The sequence below is a fragment of the Asaia prunellae JCM 25354 genome (assembly GCF_000613885.1).
GTDB lineage: Bacteria > Pseudomonadota > Alphaproteobacteria > Acetobacterales > Acetobacteraceae > Asaia > Asaia prunellae.
The window spans coordinates 78,074-95,910 of record NZ_BAJV01000006.1 but is presented as its reverse complement, the minus strand read 5'-3'; the positions used below and the strand labels follow the sequence as shown (position 1 = coordinate 95,910).

Annotated in this window: 19 protein-coding genes; 7 read left to right on the top strand and 12 right to left on the bottom strand. The window is 55.3% G+C overall.

Features of this window, described 5'->3' with window-relative positions; genetic code table 11:
* Positions 1–236: 236 nt before the first annotated feature.
* Entirely contained in the window at positions 237–1,484 is a 1,248-nt protein-coding gene (locus JCM25354_RS06450) for a dicarboxylate/amino acid:cation symporter (protein ID WP_025885410.1), read from the top strand.
* A 33-nt stretch (positions 1,485–1,517) separates the two neighbouring features.
* Here JCM25354_RS06450 and JCM25354_RS06445 read toward each other — a convergent pair whose 3' ends face one another.
* A complete protein-coding gene (locus tag JCM25354_RS06445) occupies positions 1,518–2,924 on the bottom strand; it encodes an amino acid permease (RefSeq protein WP_025885409.1) in 1,407 nt (468 codons plus the stop codon).
* 329 nt (positions 2,925–3,253) lie between these two features.
* Here JCM25354_RS06445 and JCM25354_RS23370 point away from each other — a divergent pair, with 329 nt between their 5' ends.
* The 3 genes from JCM25354_RS23370 to JCM25354_RS23360 are packed head-to-tail and all read left to right on the top strand — an operon-like array spanning position 3,254 to position 4,873.
* Positions 3,254–3,946 (top strand): dihydroxyacetone kinase subunit DhaK, encoded by a 693-nt coding sequence (locus JCM25354_RS23370; protein WP_369345739.1) that lies wholly within the window; start codon positions 3,254–3,256, stop codon positions 3,944–3,946.
* Complete coding sequence (locus JCM25354_RS23365) at positions 3,933–4,499, top strand: dihydroxyacetone kinase family protein (RefSeq protein WP_369345738.1); 567 nt, start codon at positions 3,933–3,935, stop codon at positions 4,497–4,499. The genes JCM25354_RS23370 and JCM25354_RS23365 overlap by 14 nt, the downstream gene beginning before the upstream one ends.
* Positions 4,487–4,873, top strand: a complete 387-nt coding sequence (locus JCM25354_RS23360; protein WP_369345737.1) for a DAK2 domain-containing protein — start codon at positions 4,487–4,489, stop codon at positions 4,871–4,873. Before JCM25354_RS23365 ends, JCM25354_RS23360 begins: the two co-directional genes overlap by 13 nt.
* Positions 4,874–4,959: 86 nt before the next feature.
* On the opposite strand, the gene JCM25354_RS06435 is transcribed toward JCM25354_RS23360, so the two are convergent.
* Positions 4,960–5,277: an AzlD family protein gene (locus JCM25354_RS06435; RefSeq protein ID WP_199899920.1), complete on the bottom strand. Its 318-nt coding sequence runs from the start codon at positions 5,275–5,277 to the stop codon at positions 4,960–4,962.
* Positions 5,256–5,990 (bottom strand): AzlC family ABC transporter permease, encoded by a 735-nt coding sequence (locus JCM25354_RS06430; RefSeq protein ID WP_025885407.1) that lies wholly within the window; start codon positions 5,988–5,990, stop codon positions 5,256–5,258. Before JCM25354_RS06430 ends, JCM25354_RS06435 begins: the two co-directional genes overlap by 22 nt.
* 107 nt (positions 5,991–6,097) lie before the next feature.
* Between JCM25354_RS06430 and JCM25354_RS06420 the strand changes: the two genes are divergently transcribed.
* On the top strand, positions 6,098–6,661 hold the full coding sequence (locus JCM25354_RS06420; RefSeq protein WP_199899919.1) for a helix-turn-helix domain-containing protein: 564 nt from the start codon (positions 6,098–6,100) through the stop codon (positions 6,659–6,661).
* A gap of 63 nt (positions 6,662–6,724) precedes the next feature.
* On the opposite strand, the gene JCM25354_RS06415 is transcribed toward JCM25354_RS06420, so the two are convergent.
* Positions 6,725–7,192 (bottom strand): low molecular weight protein-tyrosine-phosphatase, encoded by a 468-nt coding sequence (locus JCM25354_RS06415; protein ID WP_035446906.1) that lies wholly within the window; start codon positions 7,190–7,192, stop codon positions 6,725–6,727.
* A 162-nt stretch (positions 7,193–7,354) separates the two neighbouring features.
* The gene (pstS, locus tag JCM25354_RS06410; RefSeq protein ID WP_025885404.1) at positions 7,355–8,347 is read right to left on the bottom strand and encodes a phosphate ABC transporter substrate-binding protein PstS; all 993 of its coding nucleotides are present in this window, start codon (positions 8,345–8,347) and stop codon (positions 7,355–7,357) included.
* 108 nt (positions 8,348–8,455) lie between these two features.
* On the opposite strand from pstS, the gene JCM25354_RS06405 reads away from it, so the two are divergent.
* Positions 8,456–8,827 carry a DUF4870 family protein gene (locus JCM25354_RS06405; RefSeq protein WP_025885403.1) on the top strand — a complete coding sequence of 124 codons (372 nt, stop codon included), beginning with the start codon at positions 8,456–8,458 and terminating at the stop codon, positions 8,825–8,827.
* A 51-nt stretch (positions 8,828–8,878) separates the two neighbouring features.
* On the opposite strand, the gene JCM25354_RS17170 is transcribed toward JCM25354_RS06405, so the two are convergent.
* The 7 genes from JCM25354_RS17170 to JCM25354_RS06370 all read right to left on the bottom strand — a co-directional run bounded on the left by JCM25354_RS17170 (position 8,879) and on the right by JCM25354_RS06370 (position 15,218).
* Complete coding sequence (locus JCM25354_RS17170; protein WP_051537262.1) at positions 8,879–9,958, bottom strand: sensor histidine kinase; 1,080 nt, start codon at positions 9,956–9,958, stop codon at positions 8,879–8,881.
* A 48-nt stretch (positions 9,959–10,006) separates the two neighbouring features.
* On the bottom strand, positions 10,007–10,702 hold the full coding sequence (phoB, locus tag JCM25354_RS17165; protein ID WP_035446905.1) for a phosphate regulon transcriptional regulator PhoB: 696 nt from the start codon (positions 10,700–10,702) through the stop codon (positions 10,007–10,009).
* Positions 10,699–11,415 carry a phosphate signaling complex protein PhoU gene (gene phoU, locus JCM25354_RS06390; protein WP_025885402.1) on the bottom strand — a complete coding sequence of 239 codons (717 nt, stop codon included), beginning with the start codon at positions 11,413–11,415 and terminating at the stop codon, positions 10,699–10,701. The genes phoB and phoU overlap by 4 nt, the downstream gene beginning before the upstream one ends.
* Positions 11,416–11,446: 31 nt before the next feature.
* Positions 11,447–12,253, bottom strand: a complete 807-nt coding sequence (pstB, locus tag JCM25354_RS06385; protein ID WP_408734978.1) for a phosphate ABC transporter ATP-binding protein PstB — start codon at positions 12,251–12,253, stop codon at positions 11,447–11,449.
* 19 nt (positions 12,254–12,272) lie between these two features.
* A complete protein-coding gene (gene pstA / locus JCM25354_RS06380; RefSeq protein WP_025885400.1) occupies positions 12,273–13,142 on the bottom strand; it encodes a phosphate ABC transporter permease PstA in 870 nt (289 codons plus the stop codon).
* Positions 13,139–14,113: a phosphate ABC transporter permease subunit PstC gene (gene pstC / locus JCM25354_RS06375; protein ID WP_025885399.1), complete on the bottom strand. Its 975-nt coding sequence runs from the start codon at positions 14,111–14,113 to the stop codon at positions 13,139–13,141. The genes pstA and pstC overlap by 4 nt, the downstream gene beginning before the upstream one ends.
* A 136-nt stretch (positions 14,114–14,249) precedes the next feature.
* Positions 14,250–15,218, bottom strand: a complete 969-nt coding sequence (locus JCM25354_RS06370; protein ID WP_084294653.1) for a glycosyltransferase family 2 protein — start codon at positions 15,216–15,218, stop codon at positions 14,250–14,252.
* Positions 15,219–15,327: 109 nt separating this feature from the next.
* On the opposite strand from JCM25354_RS06370, the gene JCM25354_RS06365 reads away from it, so the two are divergent.
* A complete protein-coding gene (locus tag JCM25354_RS06365) occupies positions 15,328–17,832 on the top strand; it encodes a glycosyltransferase family 2 protein (RefSeq protein ID WP_025885397.1) in 2,505 nt (834 codons plus the stop codon).
* The last annotated feature ends 5 nt before the right edge of the window (positions 17,833–17,837 follow it).

Sequence of the window (17,837 nt, the reverse complement as noted above, 5' to 3'; positions counted from 1 at the left end):
CGCCATTTTACAAGATCGCGCCAAAATTACGTCTCAGTATGTGACAGTTCCGACCCGTTCCGGCTCCGTCATTTGATATTGGAGGCAATAATAGCCTAGAGCTTCCTGCAACAGGGCATCCTCTACCGGCTGACAGGAAACAGCCGCAGGGAAACAGACCGAACGCCGAACTGCTCGACGATGAGGCGGCAAGAACTCACAACCTGCCCTCTCAGCAGAAAGGAAGAACCAACATCATGAAGCGCATGAGCATGACCACGATCATTGTCATCGCAATGCTGCTCGGCATTGGTGCGGGTGCGACAGCCCATGCGTTGATCCACGATACGGTGCAGCAGCAGCATGTCGCCCATTATCTATCAATCGGCTCCACTGTTTTTCTGCGCCTCATCAAGATGATCATCGCTCCTCTTGTCTTCTCAACGCTGGTCGTAGGTATAGGCCATATGTCTGATGCGGCCTCGGTGGGGCGTGTCGGTGCAAAGGCCATGATCTGGTTTGTCGTGGCCTCCCTGTTTTCGCTGTCACTCGGCCTGGTGCTCGTCAATCTTTTTGGCCCGGGTATCGGCATGCACCGATTCCAAGGGACACAAATCGCGCCAAGTGCGCCTTCCGGCATGTCTCTTGACGGCTTCATCGATCATATTGTGCCGGATTCCGTCTTCCGCGCCATGACCAACAACGAAATCCTCCAGATCGTCGTGTTTTCGGTATTTTTCGGTATTGCCTGCGCGTCCATGCCTGAGAAAGCACGTGTGATCATGGAATGGACCGAAAGCCTTTCACGAATCATCCTGAAAGTTACGGGCTATGTCATGCTGCTGGCACCGGTCGCTGTGTTCTGTGCCATGTCTGCGACCATTACAACCAATGGGCTGAGAGTGCTTGTCAATTACGGCAAGTTCATGGGCGAGTTCTATATCGCTCTGTTCCTGCTCTGGTGCGCTCTGATCGGTGCGGCATATCTTATCCTCGGGCGCCCTGCCAGAAGGCTGATTTCCCTGATGCGGGAGCCGTTCCTGCTGGCGTTTTCGACAGCAAGCTCGGAAGCCGCCTATCCCCTGATGCTCGATCAGCTCTCGCGTTTTCCCATCTCGCGCCGGATTTCATCCTTCGTTCTGCCCCTAGGCTATTCATTCAATCTTGATGGCACGATGATGTATTGCACTTTTGCAAGTATTTTCATCGCTCAGGCCTATGACATTACCCTGTCCTGGAGCACACAGATCGTCATGCTGTTGACGCTTATGCTGACGAGCAAGGGCGTGGCAGGCATTCCACGTGCCTCACTTGTGGTCATCACGGCAACACTTAGCCAGTTCAAACTGCCGGAAGAAGGTGTGCTTCTCATTCTCGGCGTTGATACGTTTCTGGATATGGGGCGGTCTGCAACGAATGTTGTCGGCAATTCCCTGGCAACTGCCGTTGTCGCCAAATGGGAAGGTCAGCTGCCTGAACAGCCTGCCCAGCCCGCAACGGACTGAGCAGGGTTCCTGTAATGCTGCCAGACGGCGGCTTCAGGCCTTGCGACGACTGAGGACAATCAAACCCCAACCCAGAGCCAGAATCAGCCCGATGAAGGGGATAGCGATGACCGTATAGGTCCCTTCAGGATAATCGAGCGCCATCATCACGACGACGAAACCAAGAAACCCGAGCGTAAGCCAGGAAGTAAAAGGCGCTCCCGGCATCCGGAAACCCGCACTCTCTATCACACCACTGTCAACCAGCTTACGCATGCGTATCTGGCAGACCAGAATGAAGCTCCATGTACTGATAATGCCGAGCGCAGCCACATTGAGCACAATCTCGAAGACACGTGCCGGAATGAGATAATTCAGCCCTACACCGACAAGATATACGCCAACCGTGGTCAGGATACCGACATAAGGCACTGACTGACGGTTCATCTTGGCCAACGCACGTGGTGCCGATCCTCCAAGCGCCAGCGCGCGCAGGACGCGACCGGTTGAGTAGAGACCGGAATTGAGGCTCGACAACGCCGCCGTCAATACGACTATGTTCATGACCGTATCGATGTGCGGCACTCCGAACGCTTCGAAGAAGGTCACGAACGGGCTGATACCCTTGTGATAGGCTGACCAGGGCAGAAGGCAGACAAGCAAGATCACCGAACCAACATAAAACAGGCCGATACGCCAGATCACACTATTGATGGCCCGAGGAATGATGGCGCGCGGATTGGCGCATTCGCCTGCTGCCGTTCCAACAAGCTCAATCGCTGAATAGGCAAAGACCACCCCCTGCATCAGGAACAGAGCCGGCATAAGACCATGCGGGAAAATACCACCATTCTCGGAAATCAGGTGAAATCCTGGTACGGCACCGCCAACCGGGACCTTCAGCCCCAGCACCACACAACCAAAAACAAGAAAAAGTGCGAGAGCAATGACCTTGATGAGTGAAAACCAGAATTCGAGCTCACCAAAATAGCGCACACCAATCATGTTCATGGTGCCGACAATACCAAGGGCTACAAGGGCAAATACCCATTGCGGCACGTGATCGAACGTCCCCCAGAAATGCATATAGAGCGCTACCGCCGTGATATCGACGATGCCGGTCATGGCCCAGTTCAGAAAAGAGAGCCAGCCAGCCGCGTAGGCCGCCTTTTCCCCCAGAAACTCACGGGCATAGGACACAAAGCTGCCCGCACTCGGGCGATACATCACAAGCTCGCCAAGAGCACGCAGGATAAGAAAGCAGAAAAGGCCGCATACCAGATAATCGATTGCGAGAGACGGCCCCGCCTGTTGCAGTCTCGAACCTGCGCCCAGAAAGAGGCCGGTACCGATAGCACCGCCAATGGCAATCATCTGGATCTGACGCCTGCCCAGATCCTTGTGATAGCCTTCATCCTGTTGTGGCAGCGGGTGATGTTGTGACTTGGATGGAATGTCCAAAACCTTGTAATCCTGACCCAGTTGACAAAATTTCTTGTATAATCGTAACGAAATCTGCAGCCGCTGCCAATCATTTCCACGAATGATCGGACTTGGGCGTGACGGCCAAACCGCAGTTATTCGGCTTTTCCTGTCAAGCTGGCTATCACGCTCTGAACCGCTTTGTGATCGCGAGCATGGAGCATACGGGCAACAAACGTATCGTCACATCAATGTGTTTTTCTTCACATCGATATGTCATATTCCTGAACAGCTTCCCCTCCTAGTCTTGGACCGACGAGCAGTATGATGCTGGCGCCACAAACTTGGGAACGGACATAGGGATCCAGATGAAGCGGTTTTTCAACAAGCGCGAGACCATCGTGGCAGAAGGTCTGCAGGGATTGCTGCGTTCCTCATTCGGGATGAATCTCTGCCGTCTTGAAGGTGTGGAGGATATCCACGTCATTCTGCGAAAAGACTGGGACAAACAGCATGTTGCCGTGCTTTCCGGCGGTGGCTCCGGTCATGAACCGGCTCATGCAGGCTTCGTGGGCAAAGGCATGCTGACCGGGGCTATCTGTGGCCAGCTTTTTGCCTCACCCGGAGTTGACGCGATTCTTGCAGCCATCCGGGCGGTGACAGGCAAGGCCGGATGTCTCCTTATCGTGAAGAACTATACCGGTGACCGTCTGAATTTCGGCATTGCTGCAGAACAGGCCAAGGCGCTGGGTCTGAATGTGGAAGTCGTGATTGTTGGCGATGACATTGCCCTTGGTCGCACCGACAAGGCACGTGGCATTGCTGGCACGGTTTTGGTGCACAAGATTGCAGGCGCTGCTGCCGAGGCCGGAAAATCGCTTGGCGAAGTGGCCACTCTTGCCCGACAGGTTGCAGGCTCACTGAGCTCGATCGGCCTAGCGCTGAGCGATTGCAATGTCTTCACTCCAGGTCAGAAGCCCCGACTCAGCGATGATGAAGCGGAGCTTGGACTGGGCATTCATGCGAAGCGGGGTCGAACGCGTTCCAATGGCAGGTCTTGATACGCTTGTGGCACGTACAGCCGAAAAACTGGAAGCCGCCCTGCCACATGAGGGGGATCTGATTATCCTGCTCAACCTGCTCGGCAGCGTTCCACCCATCGAAGCGTTCGCACTGCTCGATGGTTTTTCACGTACCAAACTGGCCTCACGCACAAAATGGATCATCGGTCCGGCACCGCTGATGACCGCGCTTGACATGAACGGGTTCTCGCTTACGGCAATGCCTGCAGATCCTGCCTTTCTTGAAGCGCTTTCCATCGATGTCGGGCCGAAATCATGGCCCGGGATAGCCCCTTACAATTCCATAGCGACAGTGCCCTGCCCCACCCTGCCAGAAACTTTTGTGGATGCCCCGTCAGACGATGCCATTCTGCGCAGACTGATCGAAACAGGCGCCCGGGCTCTGCTGGACAGCGAAGCCCATCTGAACACACTTGATGCCACCTGCGGTGATGGTGACGCAGGCTCTACCTTTGCAGAATCAGCCGCCAGATTCTCAAGGCAGTCGATTCCCTGCCCCTGGCTTCACCACGAAAGCTGTTGGCAACAATAGGCCGCTTGCTGGCACGCCACAGCGGAGGATCAAGCGGTGTATTGCTCTCGATTCTGACAACCACAGCAGGACAGGAGGAAGACTGGCGCGTTGGTCTTCAAAAGGGTGCTGCACGTATGCAGGCATATGGCGGTGCAAAACCAGGCGATCGAACCATGCTCGATGCCTTGCTCCCTGCCATTGAGGCTCTCGAAGCCGGCCGCTCTGTAAAAGATGCTGCCGTAGCCGCTCGCAAAGGTGCCGATGCCACGCGCGGCATGAAAGCGCGTGCCGGACGTGCGGCCTACATCCCGTCAGAACAACTTGCCGATATCCCCGACCCCGGAGCCGAGGCCATAGCCGTGTTGTTTGAAAGTCTGGCAAGGAGCTTCTGAAAGACTGACAGGTCTCTCCCGTTCATACCAAATGAGCGTGGTGAGACCTGACCAGAGACAATCATCTGTCCTGTCTTGTGAACGCTCTAGAATATTGCCCGCAATATCCCTGCGCTCGCTATGCCGATGATCACGGTAGGGAGTAACGAGAAACGCATAGCAGCCAGAATAGTCAGTGCCATCGCCAGAAGATCAGCGGGATGACCGGAGACGAAATGCGGCGCAATCACCGAGATAAGCACGCAGCCTGGCGCTGCATCCAGCACCTCACGCATACGAGGTGACAACTCACGATTACCAAGCACCATATAACCCGTCGCACGGGTAAGGAAAGTGGCGCAGGCCATCGATATGATCGCCAGAAGCGTCATCGGATGAACGGTCATGCCCGTGCCCAGACCCATGCAGACACGATACCTGAGAGCGCTCCGGCAGGAACGTACCATGCACCTGGTATGAGGAGATATGTCAGCCCTGCCACAACCAGACTGACCAACCAGGGACGCGACCTGCGAAAACCCGCCCACATGCCACGCAAAAGAACGAGGAACACTGCCGGAAAGGCCATGTCGAAGCCATAACGCGTCACATCGCCAAGTATCGGACCCAGGGCTGCACCCAGCCCGGTGAAAATTACCCAGGTCAGATAGAGTCCGGCCGATACGCCTGCATAGTAACCCAGACTCAATGCCGGCTCGATGCCGACAGTCTTGCGTTTCTTTGCGTCAGCCAGTGCCAGAGCCCATGTCTCGTCACACATGAAGGCAAGCATCACAAGCGCCCGATGCCTCGAAAAGCGCCGCAAATACGGCGCCAGAGCGGCTCCCATAAGTACGTGACGACTATTGACCAGCAGTGTGACACCAACCAGCAGAAGCAGATGGGGAGGCGATGTCCAGAGCCCGATCGCGGCAAATTCAGATCCACCGGCAAAATTGAGACCCGTCAGGAGCGGAACCTCGGCCAGCGTGAACCCTTTGGCGCTCGCCTGCGCTCCCAGCACAAGCGCAAACGGCACAAAACCGATCATTATAGGCACGGCATTGCGTAGCCCTCGAAGCGCATCAGAACTCCGACCGACGGTCGGAATAGCATTGTCAGGCGATTTGTGTATCATTGCTGGATAATCAGATTACATTTTTAATTGAACGAAAGTTCAATATAATGAACAAGGCACTGTTCATCAAGCAGAACGACCGGATAATATACTGAACGGAATGACCTGTGACTGAAGGCGTGATTACCGGCCCCGTTGCAGCTTTTGCGCTGGCATTGCGTCGCGAAAGACTGCGCGTGGGTCTTAGCGTAACCGAGTTGGCCAAACGCGCTGGCCTTGCAAAATCGACACTTTCGCAGCTTGAGAATGGCATCGGCAATCCCAGTCTCGAAACGATCTGGTCGTTGGCTGCGACACTCGGGGTCCCGTTCAGCCGCCTTGTTGAAGACGAGCGTCCTCGTATTCAGGTAATCAGGGCCGGGTGTGGAACACCCCGGATTTCAGAGCACAGCAATTACACCACAACCTTGCTGGCGGCCTGCCTGCCCGGCGCAAGGCGGGATATCTATCGGATAACACTGCAACCGGGTGAGCCCTATCAGGCAAGGGCGCACGCAGCAGGAACCGTAGAGCATGTCGTTCTCGCTGCGGGCAAAGCCCTTTTCGGTCCTGCAGGCAAGGAGATAGAGTTGTGCCCTGGTGATTACATTGCCTATCCTGCGGATGTCCCCCATCAATATCACGCGCTGGAACCGGACACCTCAGCTGTGCTGATTATCGAAAATACGTGAATTGGATGGCCGTTATCCGGCATGTCGCCAATGAGAGAAACGGCCTCGACAGCAGGGCAGTCATCAGGAATCGAGGGTGAAACTGGCCAGATTCGCACATCCCAGAGCAATTTCCTGCCAGGCGGTCTCGAAATCAATATCCTTTCCATAGAACGGATCGGAAATTTCCTCACCCCGCCGTTCAGGAACGTAATCGAGCAAGAGGCGGATACGCTCCCGGTCAGCTTCGGGGGCCAGACGGCGCAAGGCACGCAAATGACCTGAATCAAGCGCTATGATATGATCAAAACGCGCGAAATCCTCTTCACAGACCTGTCTGGCGACATAGGATTCGATATCGAGTCCATGACGTTTTGCGACGCGACGCGCCCGGATATCCGGCATCTCTCCTACATGCCAGACTCCTGTCGCTGCGGAATCGATATCCAGAGTCAGTCCGCGCTTTGCGGCCTCGGCACGCATGGCTGCTTCCGCAAGAGGAGAACGGCAGATATTGCCTGTGCAGACAAAGAGAAAAGAAGGCAGAGGCATAGGAATATTCCCGCGCAATCACGATTTTGAGCCCCTGTCCGGAGTTGCAGATTGGACATCTGAAGGCCGTTTCAGAATAGACAGCTCAGCGCAGTTGAAAATGCCATGCCTTATCAAGACTTTGCTATCACGCCGCACGGGAACTTTTACGAATGCGGACGCTCAGCGCGGCCATTCCTTCAGGATATCTTTGCGCACCGAAGCCGGAAGAGTAATATAATCCAGCTTTCTGGCCACATCTTCTCCATCGGTCAGACCGATCTCGAAAAATCGCCTCACTTCGGGACGGGCGGCTTTTGGCACAATCGCATAGGTCGCACTCATGATTGGCCATGCATTCCTGCCTGATGCATCAAGCAGATCGACGACATGATTATCCGCATGCGCCCAGTCTGCCTCAGACGCGGCAGCCGCAAAATTCGCCGGTACTGCTTCGACATAGGCGCCATCATGAGTTTTCAGTTGAGCCATAGGAATATGATTGTGACTGGCATAGGCATATTCCACATAGCCGATACCGCCGACTGTTTCACGTACGCTGGCAGCAACTCCGTCATTGCCACGCGCACCGGCACCTTCGGTCCAGGCAACAGAAGTCCCTGCCCCCACCCTTGTCCGCCATTCCGCAGAGACATGAGAAAGATAGGAGGTAAACACGAAGCTTGTCCCTGAAGCATCCGCCCGATGGATTGGTGCCACATCAATATCAGGCAGGCTCACGCCGGGATTCTGCGCCTGAATACGCTGATCATTCCATTCACTGATACGACCATCATAGATTGCCGCCAGGGTAGGGCCATCGAGACGCAGTGCACCGGCAGGCATATCAGGCAGATTGACAATAACCACAATCGCCCCGAGTGTCGTTGGAAACTGATAGAGCTGATGATCAGACAGGAGCGTCTTGGCGGCAGGCTTGTCGGATGCCCCGAAATCAACCGTGCCTGCAACAACCTGATTCAGTCCGGCTCCGGATCCGACACTCTGGTAATTGACGCTTATATTTCCCTTTTCCTGCGCGAGGACACCCCAGCTCTCATAAAGTGGCGCGGCAAAACTCGACCCGGCGCCCGTTACACTTTGGGCCTCCGCCATACAGGGGGAAAGCAACGCCGCGAGAGAGAACAAAAAGGAAAAGCGTGAAAACGAATTCATGTCGCCAATCAGTTTTTCTGTAACAACCACAGGCCTCTTCAGGATAACCTGATCAGGAAGCCCCTGCTTCTCCTCTAGCACAGCATGGCACAAGGATCGAAACCTCACATGCAACCCGGTTTTTCCCATTCCTGGCCCGCTTCACAACGCAGCGAGCGCGCAAGACGCTGGGCCTGGATCGTGCACATCCTTTTCGTCGCTACGTTTTTTTTCGGCATCACGAGCTTTCCGGGAGTAATCGTGGCCTATCTCAAACGCGGCGACGCCCAGAGTACAATCTATGAGAGCCATTTCACCTATGCCATCCGCACATTCTGGCTCGGGATCTGCGGCGCAGTCATTGCTGGCGTACTCTGCCTTGTCGGTGTCGGTTATCTGCTTTTTGCCCTGCTGTTCGTCTGGTGGCTGGTCCGCGTCATCCGGCCCATTATTGCCCTCACCGATGAGGTACCAATGAGCAACCCACGCGGCTGGTTCTGATAGCGCAGTCCAGGGCGTCTTATCCTGCCCTGGGCAACCAGATACGACAGGTCATCCCCTTGCCCGGTGCGCTTTCAATCCGAAGGCGCCCACCATGCGATCAACGATATGTTTTACAATCGCCAGCCCCAGACCCGTGCCGCTTTGCGAGGCGGTCACCCGTCCTTCGACACGATAGAAACGCTCTGTCAGACGAGGCACATGCTGCGTCTCCACACCGCGGCCATTATCGGCAACCGTAATCTCGACGCCCTTGCCATTATCCGCAGTGATCCCGACCCTTATCTCGATCTTCGGACCTGCATATTTGAGCGCATTTTCGACCAGATTGAGCAATACCTGCACAATCTGGTCTTCATCGGCCGGAAAGAACAGATCCTCATCCGTGGGCATGATGATCAGACGGGCTTCAGATGACCGTATGAGAATCTGACTGTCTTCAAGCACGCGATCCATGATGTCCTGGGCTGCCACCATCTCGCTGGGACGCATATGCTCAAGACGCTGGACCCGGGAGAGATAAAGCAGACGCTCGATCAACCGCTCCATCCGGGCCGCCTGAGCAGCCATGATAGCCAGAAACTGCTGTTGTGCGGCCGGATCGTCAGAGGCTGGCCCCTGAAGGGTTTCGATAAAGCCGATCAGGGAAGCTAAAGGCGTACGTAATTCATGGCTTGCATAGGCCACGAAATCAGCACGCATCCGATCTACCACCTCGACTTCGGAGCAATCATCGAGCACGGCAAGAACGCCCTCCGTCCACCCGATATCACTGGCAAACCGTTCAGACCATTTACGGAAAGTGACCTGCACAATGCGCCGCACCGGGACATCAAGCTCAACCCGGGTTACAACCCCGGTTTCCGGCGTCAATGTTGTCAGAACCGATTGCACAGCAGGATGACGGATCACCGCACCCAGAGCGTCACCGAAAGTCGAATGCGCAACACGATTGGCGTGATAGATACGCCCCCCACGATCAAGAAGGACCGCAGGAATGGGCAGGAGGTCGCAGAATGCCGAGGCTTTCGGCCCTTCTCCTGACAGTGGCTGGGATGTCAGGGAAGAAGCAGACTGCGCCTGGCCTGAACGCCTATGCCAGGCGCGCCAGGAGAAGCCCCAACCCAGCAAAGCAAGCGCCAGCAGCGCAAAGAGAGCGAAGGTCAGAGCTGCGCTTCCTCAGGCCTGATCATCAAGCGCATAACCGGCCGAACGCACAGTACGCACATAATCCATCTCTTCGTCCAGATTGAGCGCACGACGCAAGCGACGGATATGGACGTCGATGGTTCTGAGCTCGACATGGACATTCGAGCCCCAGACCTTCTGAAGCAGATCCTCACGCGAAAAGACACGTCTGGGGTGGCGCATCAGAAATTCCAGCAAACGAAACTCAGTCGGACCCAGAGTAAGGGAACGACCGTTTCGTTCGGCGCGGTGAGTTGTCAGATCGAGCTGCAAATCAGCGAAATTCAGCACGTTCTGCTTGACCGGCTGGGTGCGCCTCAACAAGGCACGCAGACGCGCATCAAGAGCCTCTATGCTGCACGGCTTGGCAATATAATCATCCGCTCCGCTATCAAGGCCACGGATACTGTCCTGCTCGTCAGCCCGCGCCGTCAGCATCAGAACGGGCAGATCATGCAGACTGGCTGTCCCTCTGATGCGTCTGCACAGATCAAGTCCTGACATGCCGGGCAACATCCAGTCGAGCACCACAGCATCCGGTCGAGCGCGAGAGATATGCTCCCATGCCAGTTCGGCCTCGGGAAATGCCGAGACATCATAGCCCAGCTTGTCGAGATTATAGCGGATCATCAACTGAAGAGAGGGATCATCCTCAACGACAACGATCTTCACAAGCAAACCACTCATCGTGAAACCAGATCATCCCCGGCTGTAAGACCGCCACGAGGGCGCACGGCTGGCAGATTTTCACCTGTCACAGCATAATAGACGCGCTCGGCAATGTTGGTTGTATGATCACCGATACGTTCGAAATTCTTGGCAATAAAAAGCAGGTGGGTGCAGGGGCTGATATTACGCGGGTCTTCCATCATATAGGTAACCAACTCGCGGAACATGGCCGTGTAGTACTCATCCACCTCACGGTCAGCCTGCCAGACTTCGGTTGCGCGGTCAGCATCCTGCTGGGTAACGGCATCGATAACCCGACGCAAATTTTCCTGCACCAGCCGCCCCATGCTGCGCAGGCCGGAGAGAGAGATCTGACGATCAGCCAGATCGAAACGCTGGCTGCGACGGGCGATGGAGGCAGCATAATCGCCGATACGCTCAAGATCACCTGTGATCTTGAGCGCGGCCACGATCTCACGCAAATCGCCTGCCATCGGGCTGCGCAAGGCAAGAAGCCGAATAGCCAGCGCTTCGACATCACGCTCAAGCATATCGACTTGCGGATCCTGCGCAGGCGCTGCCTGGGCAGCATCTTCATCATGCTCGGTCACGGCGGCGACAGCCTGTGCGACCTGACTTTCGACAATACCGCCCATACGCGCCATCATGGCGCGCATCCGGTCCAGTTCCTGTTCGTAGCTCTTGACGGTGTGAAGGCTGTCCGTTGGCATGATATCTTGTTCCTACCCGCTTGGGGAAAACTTAACCGAAGCGCCCGGTAATATAATCCTGCGTCTGTTTCTGGCGCGGGTTGGTGAACATCCTGTCGGCACTGTCCATCTCGATCAGGGAACCAAGATAGAAAAACGCAACCTGATCCGCACAGCGCGCAGCCTGCTGCATGTTATGCGTCACGATGGCAATCGTGAAATCCTGCTTGAGCTCGTCAAGAAGCTCCTCGATACGCGCCGTCGAGATCGGATCGAGTGCCGAAGTCGGCTCATCCAGAAGCAGGACCTCCGGCTTGGTCGCAATACTCCGCGCAATGCACAGACGCTGCTGCTGGCCACCGGACATACCTGCCGCAGGCTCCTTGAGGCGATCGCGAACTTCTTTCCAGAGGGCTACGCGGGTCAGAACATCCTCTACACGCGCGTCCATTGCCGAACGGGACAGCTTTTCATGCAAGCGCACACCAAAGGCGATATTGTCATAAATCGACATGGGAAATGGTGTTGGCTTCTGGAAGACCATGCCGATACGTGAGCGCAACATATTGAGGTCAAGCGCGGGGTCAAGAATATTGGCGCCATCAAACAACACCGATCCTGTGGCCTTCTGGCCAGGATAGAGATCATACATGCGGTTGAAGATACGCAGCAAGGTCGACTTGCCACAGCCAGAGGGGCCAATCATAGCCGTTACACTTTGCTTGCGGAAATCCATGGTGATGGATTTGAGCGCCTGTTTCTCGCCATAGTAGAAGTCGAGGTCGCGTACAGCGAGGGCCGCCTCGGGCAAGGCCGTACTCTGTGACATCAAAGAAGGATCATGCAGGGCTTCGCTCATGAGCGTAACGTCCTCTTGCTTATGACTGTTTGCTGCGGAAGCCGAACCGCACAATGATATTGATACTCAGCACACCCAAAGTAACCAGCAGCGCCCCTGTCCAGGCAAGGCGCACCCAGTCGTCATAGGACGCACCGGCATATTGGTAGATGGCAATCGGTAGACTCGCCATGGGCTTGTCGAGACTGAAAGACCAGTTCTGATTGCCCAGCGATGTAAAGAGCAGAGGCGCCGTCTCGCCGCTGACGCGTGCAAGTGCGAGCAGGATACCTGTCAGCACGCCAGGCAATGCCGAGCGCAGGCAGAGAAACAGCACGACACGCCAGTGTGCGGCGCCAAGTGCCGATCCAGCCTCACGCATCGCAACAGGAACAAGACGCAGCATGTCCTCTGTCGTGCGCACGATGATGGGCACGGCGAGAATGGCGAGGGCGACAGAGCCTGCAAGACCGGAGAAATGCCCGAACGGTGCCACAAGAACGAGATACACGAACAGGCCAATCAGGATGGAAGGTGCCGAAAGCAGCACATCGGATACGAAACGCACCGATGTCGCAAACTTCGAGCCATTTCCGAATTCAGACAGGTAGATACCGCAACCAAGCCCGACAGGTGTCGCCAGAATAAGAGCAACTCCGGTCTGGATCACACTGCCCAGAATGGCATTGGCCAGACCACCGTTACTGCCGGGCGGCCCCATGGGATGCAGAAGGGCAGCGATGGAAAGACCTGCAAAGCCGTTCCACAGCAACGTCCATAATATGGAGGCCAGAGCCAGAACCAGCACAGCCGTTGCCACAAAACTCATGACTGTTGCCAGACGATCCATCACGAGACGTTGTGTGGCACGAGGATCCTTGCGCCACCCCTCTCCCATCGTCTTGCTCATGCTTTTTTCTCCCGCAGCAGCCAACGCGCAATGGCAAGCGTCGTGAAGGAAAGAAGCATCAGAATGAAACCCAGAGCGAGAAGGGAGGAAAGCTTGAGGCTGCCTGCAGCACTCTCGGGAAATTCAAGGGCAACCAGCGACGCCACCGTGTTGCGGGGGGCGAAAAGTGACCAGCCAATCGTATTGGCGTTACCGATTACAAAGGTCACGGCCATGGTCTCACCAAGCGCGCGTCCCATACCGAGTACCACACCTCCGATCATGCCGGCCCGAGACCAGGGAACGATCACACGTCGCATGACCTCCCAGCGCGTGGCGCCCAGCCCATAGGCACTCTCCTTGAGCATGGGAGGCATTACGGCAAAGACATCACGCATGACCGCTGTCACGAAAGGCGTGATCATGACTGCCAGAACAATCCCTCCCGTCAGAAGGCCGTATCCGAACGGTGCCCCGTGAACCAGCCAGCGGATGCCAGGCACGTGACCAAAATGATGACGGAAAAAAGGCTGCACATGCTGCGCCATAAAGGGCACAACGATGAAAAAGCCCCACATGCCGAAAATGATCGACGGTACGGCTGCCAGCAACTGCACTGCTGTGCCAACAATCCCGGCCACCATGGGAGGCGCAATATTGGTCAGCCAGAACGCTGCACCGAAGGCCAGCGGCACACCGATCAGAACGGCAATCAGGGTCGAGCCGATCGTACCGAAAACCGGAGCAAGCGCCCCGTACTGATTGGTGACAGGATTCCAGATATTGCGAAAGACGAAAGAAGGACCGAAAGTGCTGAAGGCCTTGCTGCCACCGAATGCCATGGTGAGAACAAGACCACCGAGCGACACCAGCACCAGTAATGCACACGCACTGACAAGGAACCGAAAGAGACGGTCACCCTTCCAGAACGGCAATTTCCGGGCTTCCTGTATTGGTGCAGGCTGGGTCCGCGGAGCGGCAGCGCTAGTCATTCGGTCGGTACGTCCTGGCTCAGACAAGAAGTAAACAGGTCACATGACACCACGTGTCAATCTGTCGTGTAGCTTCCTCGCCACGATGAGACAACAAGCCTGTCGGATCAGACGCCATGAATATTTCATGACACTATCAAAACTGTCGCCCTTCTAACCATCCGTAAAGCAGGAAATGCATCAGTGGCCCCGGTGCCCAGCCCCTCACATCGTCATAACGGCTTTCATAGGCCAGACCTGACCAAGGCCGCGCCATCTGACCGTCACTCAGCAGGATCGGAGCATTTTCAAGATGAACAGGCAGGGATGAAGCCGCCCGTGCCCAAGGCAGAAAAAGATGAAGCATACCCTCATAGCGGGAGAGGTAATGGGCCTCGTCTTCAAGCAGGATATCAACGAGATGTCGCCCCGGGAGATTGGGCGTTATAGCGTATCGCTTCAGCGCCTCACGATCATCCGGGTCGATGAGGGAATTGGTCAGCTTCACTTTGGTGCGACGCTGCATTTCGGCGAAATCGTGATTATGCCAGTGCAGATAGGAAAAGCGGGTCAATGCGTATCCCGGCGCCAGGCACGAAGACGGGTTATGCTGACCGTTGTCGATCACATCGACACTTCCGGCGGGAAGAAATCCCTTGATGAATTCTGTATCAAGCGCAAACCATCCCGGTCTTTCCGGAATATTGAAGAGAGAACAGCCAATGCGAAAAGCACGCTTCTCTCCCGTGTGGTAAGCGAATTCTCTCATAATGCAAATTCGGTCAGTTGAAATGCCCTCATCGTCCAGAACAACAAGAAATTCATCGCAATCAACTGGCAAGGCAAAATCGTATGGCGCACCGTTATCCCATGCCCGAAACTGGGCGGCAAAGTGTAATCCCTTGCCATGAAAATCAGCTAAATCAGCCAGGTCACGCCGCACAGTCACGCCGCAACGCACAGCGTGAGCAAGCAGATGCAGGGTAAAAGGGTCTTTCGAACCGTTATCGAGAATTGTCAGGTTTTCAAAGCCAAAGAGCTGACCGTAATAGGACAGCCATGCCATGAGTTTTATACCCTCGTCGCGCTGCATCATCAGCACCCGTATCCTGGGCAATACTGTCATTGAAAATCCCTCCGGGGATAGAACTCTAGCATTTATCTAGCCACGGGAACGGAACTGCGGCATCTGTAGAAGTAACGACTTACAGACCGATTACTATGAAGGACAGATTATGCGTGCTACTCAGGCCAACAGCCCCTTCATCGGTTATTGCGACGGCCTCCAGAAAGAAACATTGACCGGATGGGCCGTCAACAGGCTTGCTTCCAACACGCCAGTGCGTCTGCATATTCTCGTTGACGGGCAGGAAATTGCCCAGATCCTGGCTGACCAGCCACGCAGCGACGTCCAGAATGCCCTGAAAACACCCCACGACCGACTGGGATTCTCGCTCTCCATTCCCGCGCAATTCATAGATGGAAAAGAACATGTTCTCTCGGTGCGGTTTCCCGATCGAACCGTCCTTATCAATGCGGATCAGAATGACGCACAGGGAAAGAAGGGAGACTACCCTTTTACCATAGAGCGTCGACCGGAATATACGAGCTGTGTCGACGGGATCAAACAGGGGTCGCTCAAGGGTTGGGTGCTGCAGAAAATGCCGGGCGAGGCAGAATGGCGAGGCGATTGTGTGGTATCGGTTCAGGCCAATGGCATTCTGATGGCCCAGGTCAGGGCCGATCGCTATCGTGGTGATGTCGCCGCCGCAGTGGGCTGCAATCCGAATTGCGGTTTCGATATCCCCATTCCGCAACGCTTTCGTGGCTCTTCACCACGCAGCTTTTCTGTCAGGGTTCTGCCTGAAGGTGAAGAGCTCATGGGAAGCCCTTTTACCAGTTCGATCGCCGATGATGCGCTTGAAACACGACTACTGGATATCGCAGAAACCATCGACAGGCTGCATCGGGAACTGACGAAGCTGCGTACCGAAATACGCAGCGCCATTCCGCAAGCCGGGTATAATCTGGGCAATTATGATCGCTGGGCTTCGCTCTATTACACGGCTTTGCGAGAGCGTACTGCCATGCTGCGCATCAAAAATCCGATCACCGAAGAGCCCCTTATCAGCATCCTCTGCCCGACCTACAAGCCCCTCAAGGCCGACTATGTGACAGCCATCAACTCGGTGCTCAACCAGAGCTGGCGCAACTGGGAACTCATCCTGATCGATGATGGCATGGTATGCCCGCAGACTACCGCGCTGATGCAGGATTATGCTGCAAAAGACAGCCGCATCCGCATTCTGCCTCTGGAAAAGAACCGGGGTATTTCCGGCGCGACCAATGAGGGCATGAAGGCCGCGAAAGGCCAGTACACGATCTTTTTCGATCACGATGACATGCTGGTCGACGTAGCCCTGGAAACCATGATGCGCAAGGTACAGGAAACCGGTGCCCAGCTGCTCTATTCGGACGAGGACAAGGTCGATCAGGCCAATAACTGGCAGTCCCCCAACTTCAAGCCGGACTTCAACTACCGATACCTGCTTGGCTGCAATTATATCTGTCATCTCACGATGATAGATACTGCTCTGATGCACGAGATCGGTTCTCTGCGTGCCGAATATGACGGAGCCCAGGATCATGATTTCATTCTGCGTGCCTGCGAAATCGTGCCACATGACAAGATCGCGCATGTCCCGGAGCTTCTCTATCACTGGCGCATGACCCCCAACTCAACGGCAGTGACCGTTGGCAACAAGAATTATGCCATTGCTGCCGGGGTAAAAGCCGTATCCGATCACCTCTCACGCCTTGGATACGAGGCTCATGTCTCATCCATAAACGGGTTGACGCTGTATCGCGTGGACTGGCGTCTGAGCGAAACGCCTTCTGTTTCCATCATCATTCCTTTCAAGGATCAGATCGATATCACCCGACGCTGTGTCGAAGCCCTCATAGAACATACGAATTATGCAAATTTCGAGATTGTCCTGATCGATAACTGGTCGGTCACACCTCAGGCTAAGGAATTCATTGAGAGCTTCAGCAAGCTGAAGAAGGTGCGATTTATTACCGTTGAAGAGCCGTTCAACTATTCCAGACTGAACAATATTGCCGCCCAGACCTGCAAGTCAGACTATCTGCTTTTTCTCAATAACGACGTCTTCGTCGAACAGAGAAACTGGCTCAGACTGATGATGAACGAGGCGCTGGCCAATAGTCGTGTGGCAGCGGTCGGGGCGCGGCTGCTTTACCCCAACCAGACCATTCAGCATGCAGGTGTCGTTGTAGGCCCTGCCGGCGTAGGCGCCCACGCGCATCGTGGCTGCGGTCCGGAAGATTATGGCTATATCGGACGTATTCTGCTCAGCCATGAAGTGACCGCCGTAACTGCTGCCTGCATGCTCGTCCGACGCGAGGTTTTCAACGAGGTCGGATGTTTTGACGAAGAGCATCTCAGGATCGCCTATAATGACGTCGATCTCTGCCTCAGGATCCGCTCCGCTGGCTACCGCATTATTTACTGCGCAGAAGCCGTAGCTGCGCATCATGAAAGCGTGTCTCGCGGTTCTGACGATGTTCCGGAACAAGAGGCCCGTTTTTTCGAGGAAGGACAGGTTATGCAGAAGCGCTGGTCCGGACATGCCCTTTATGAGCGTGACCCCGCCTATCCACGCTTCTTTACTGTCGATCTCCAGCCCTTCTTTGACCTCGTCGATCCACAACGCACATAAAAAAA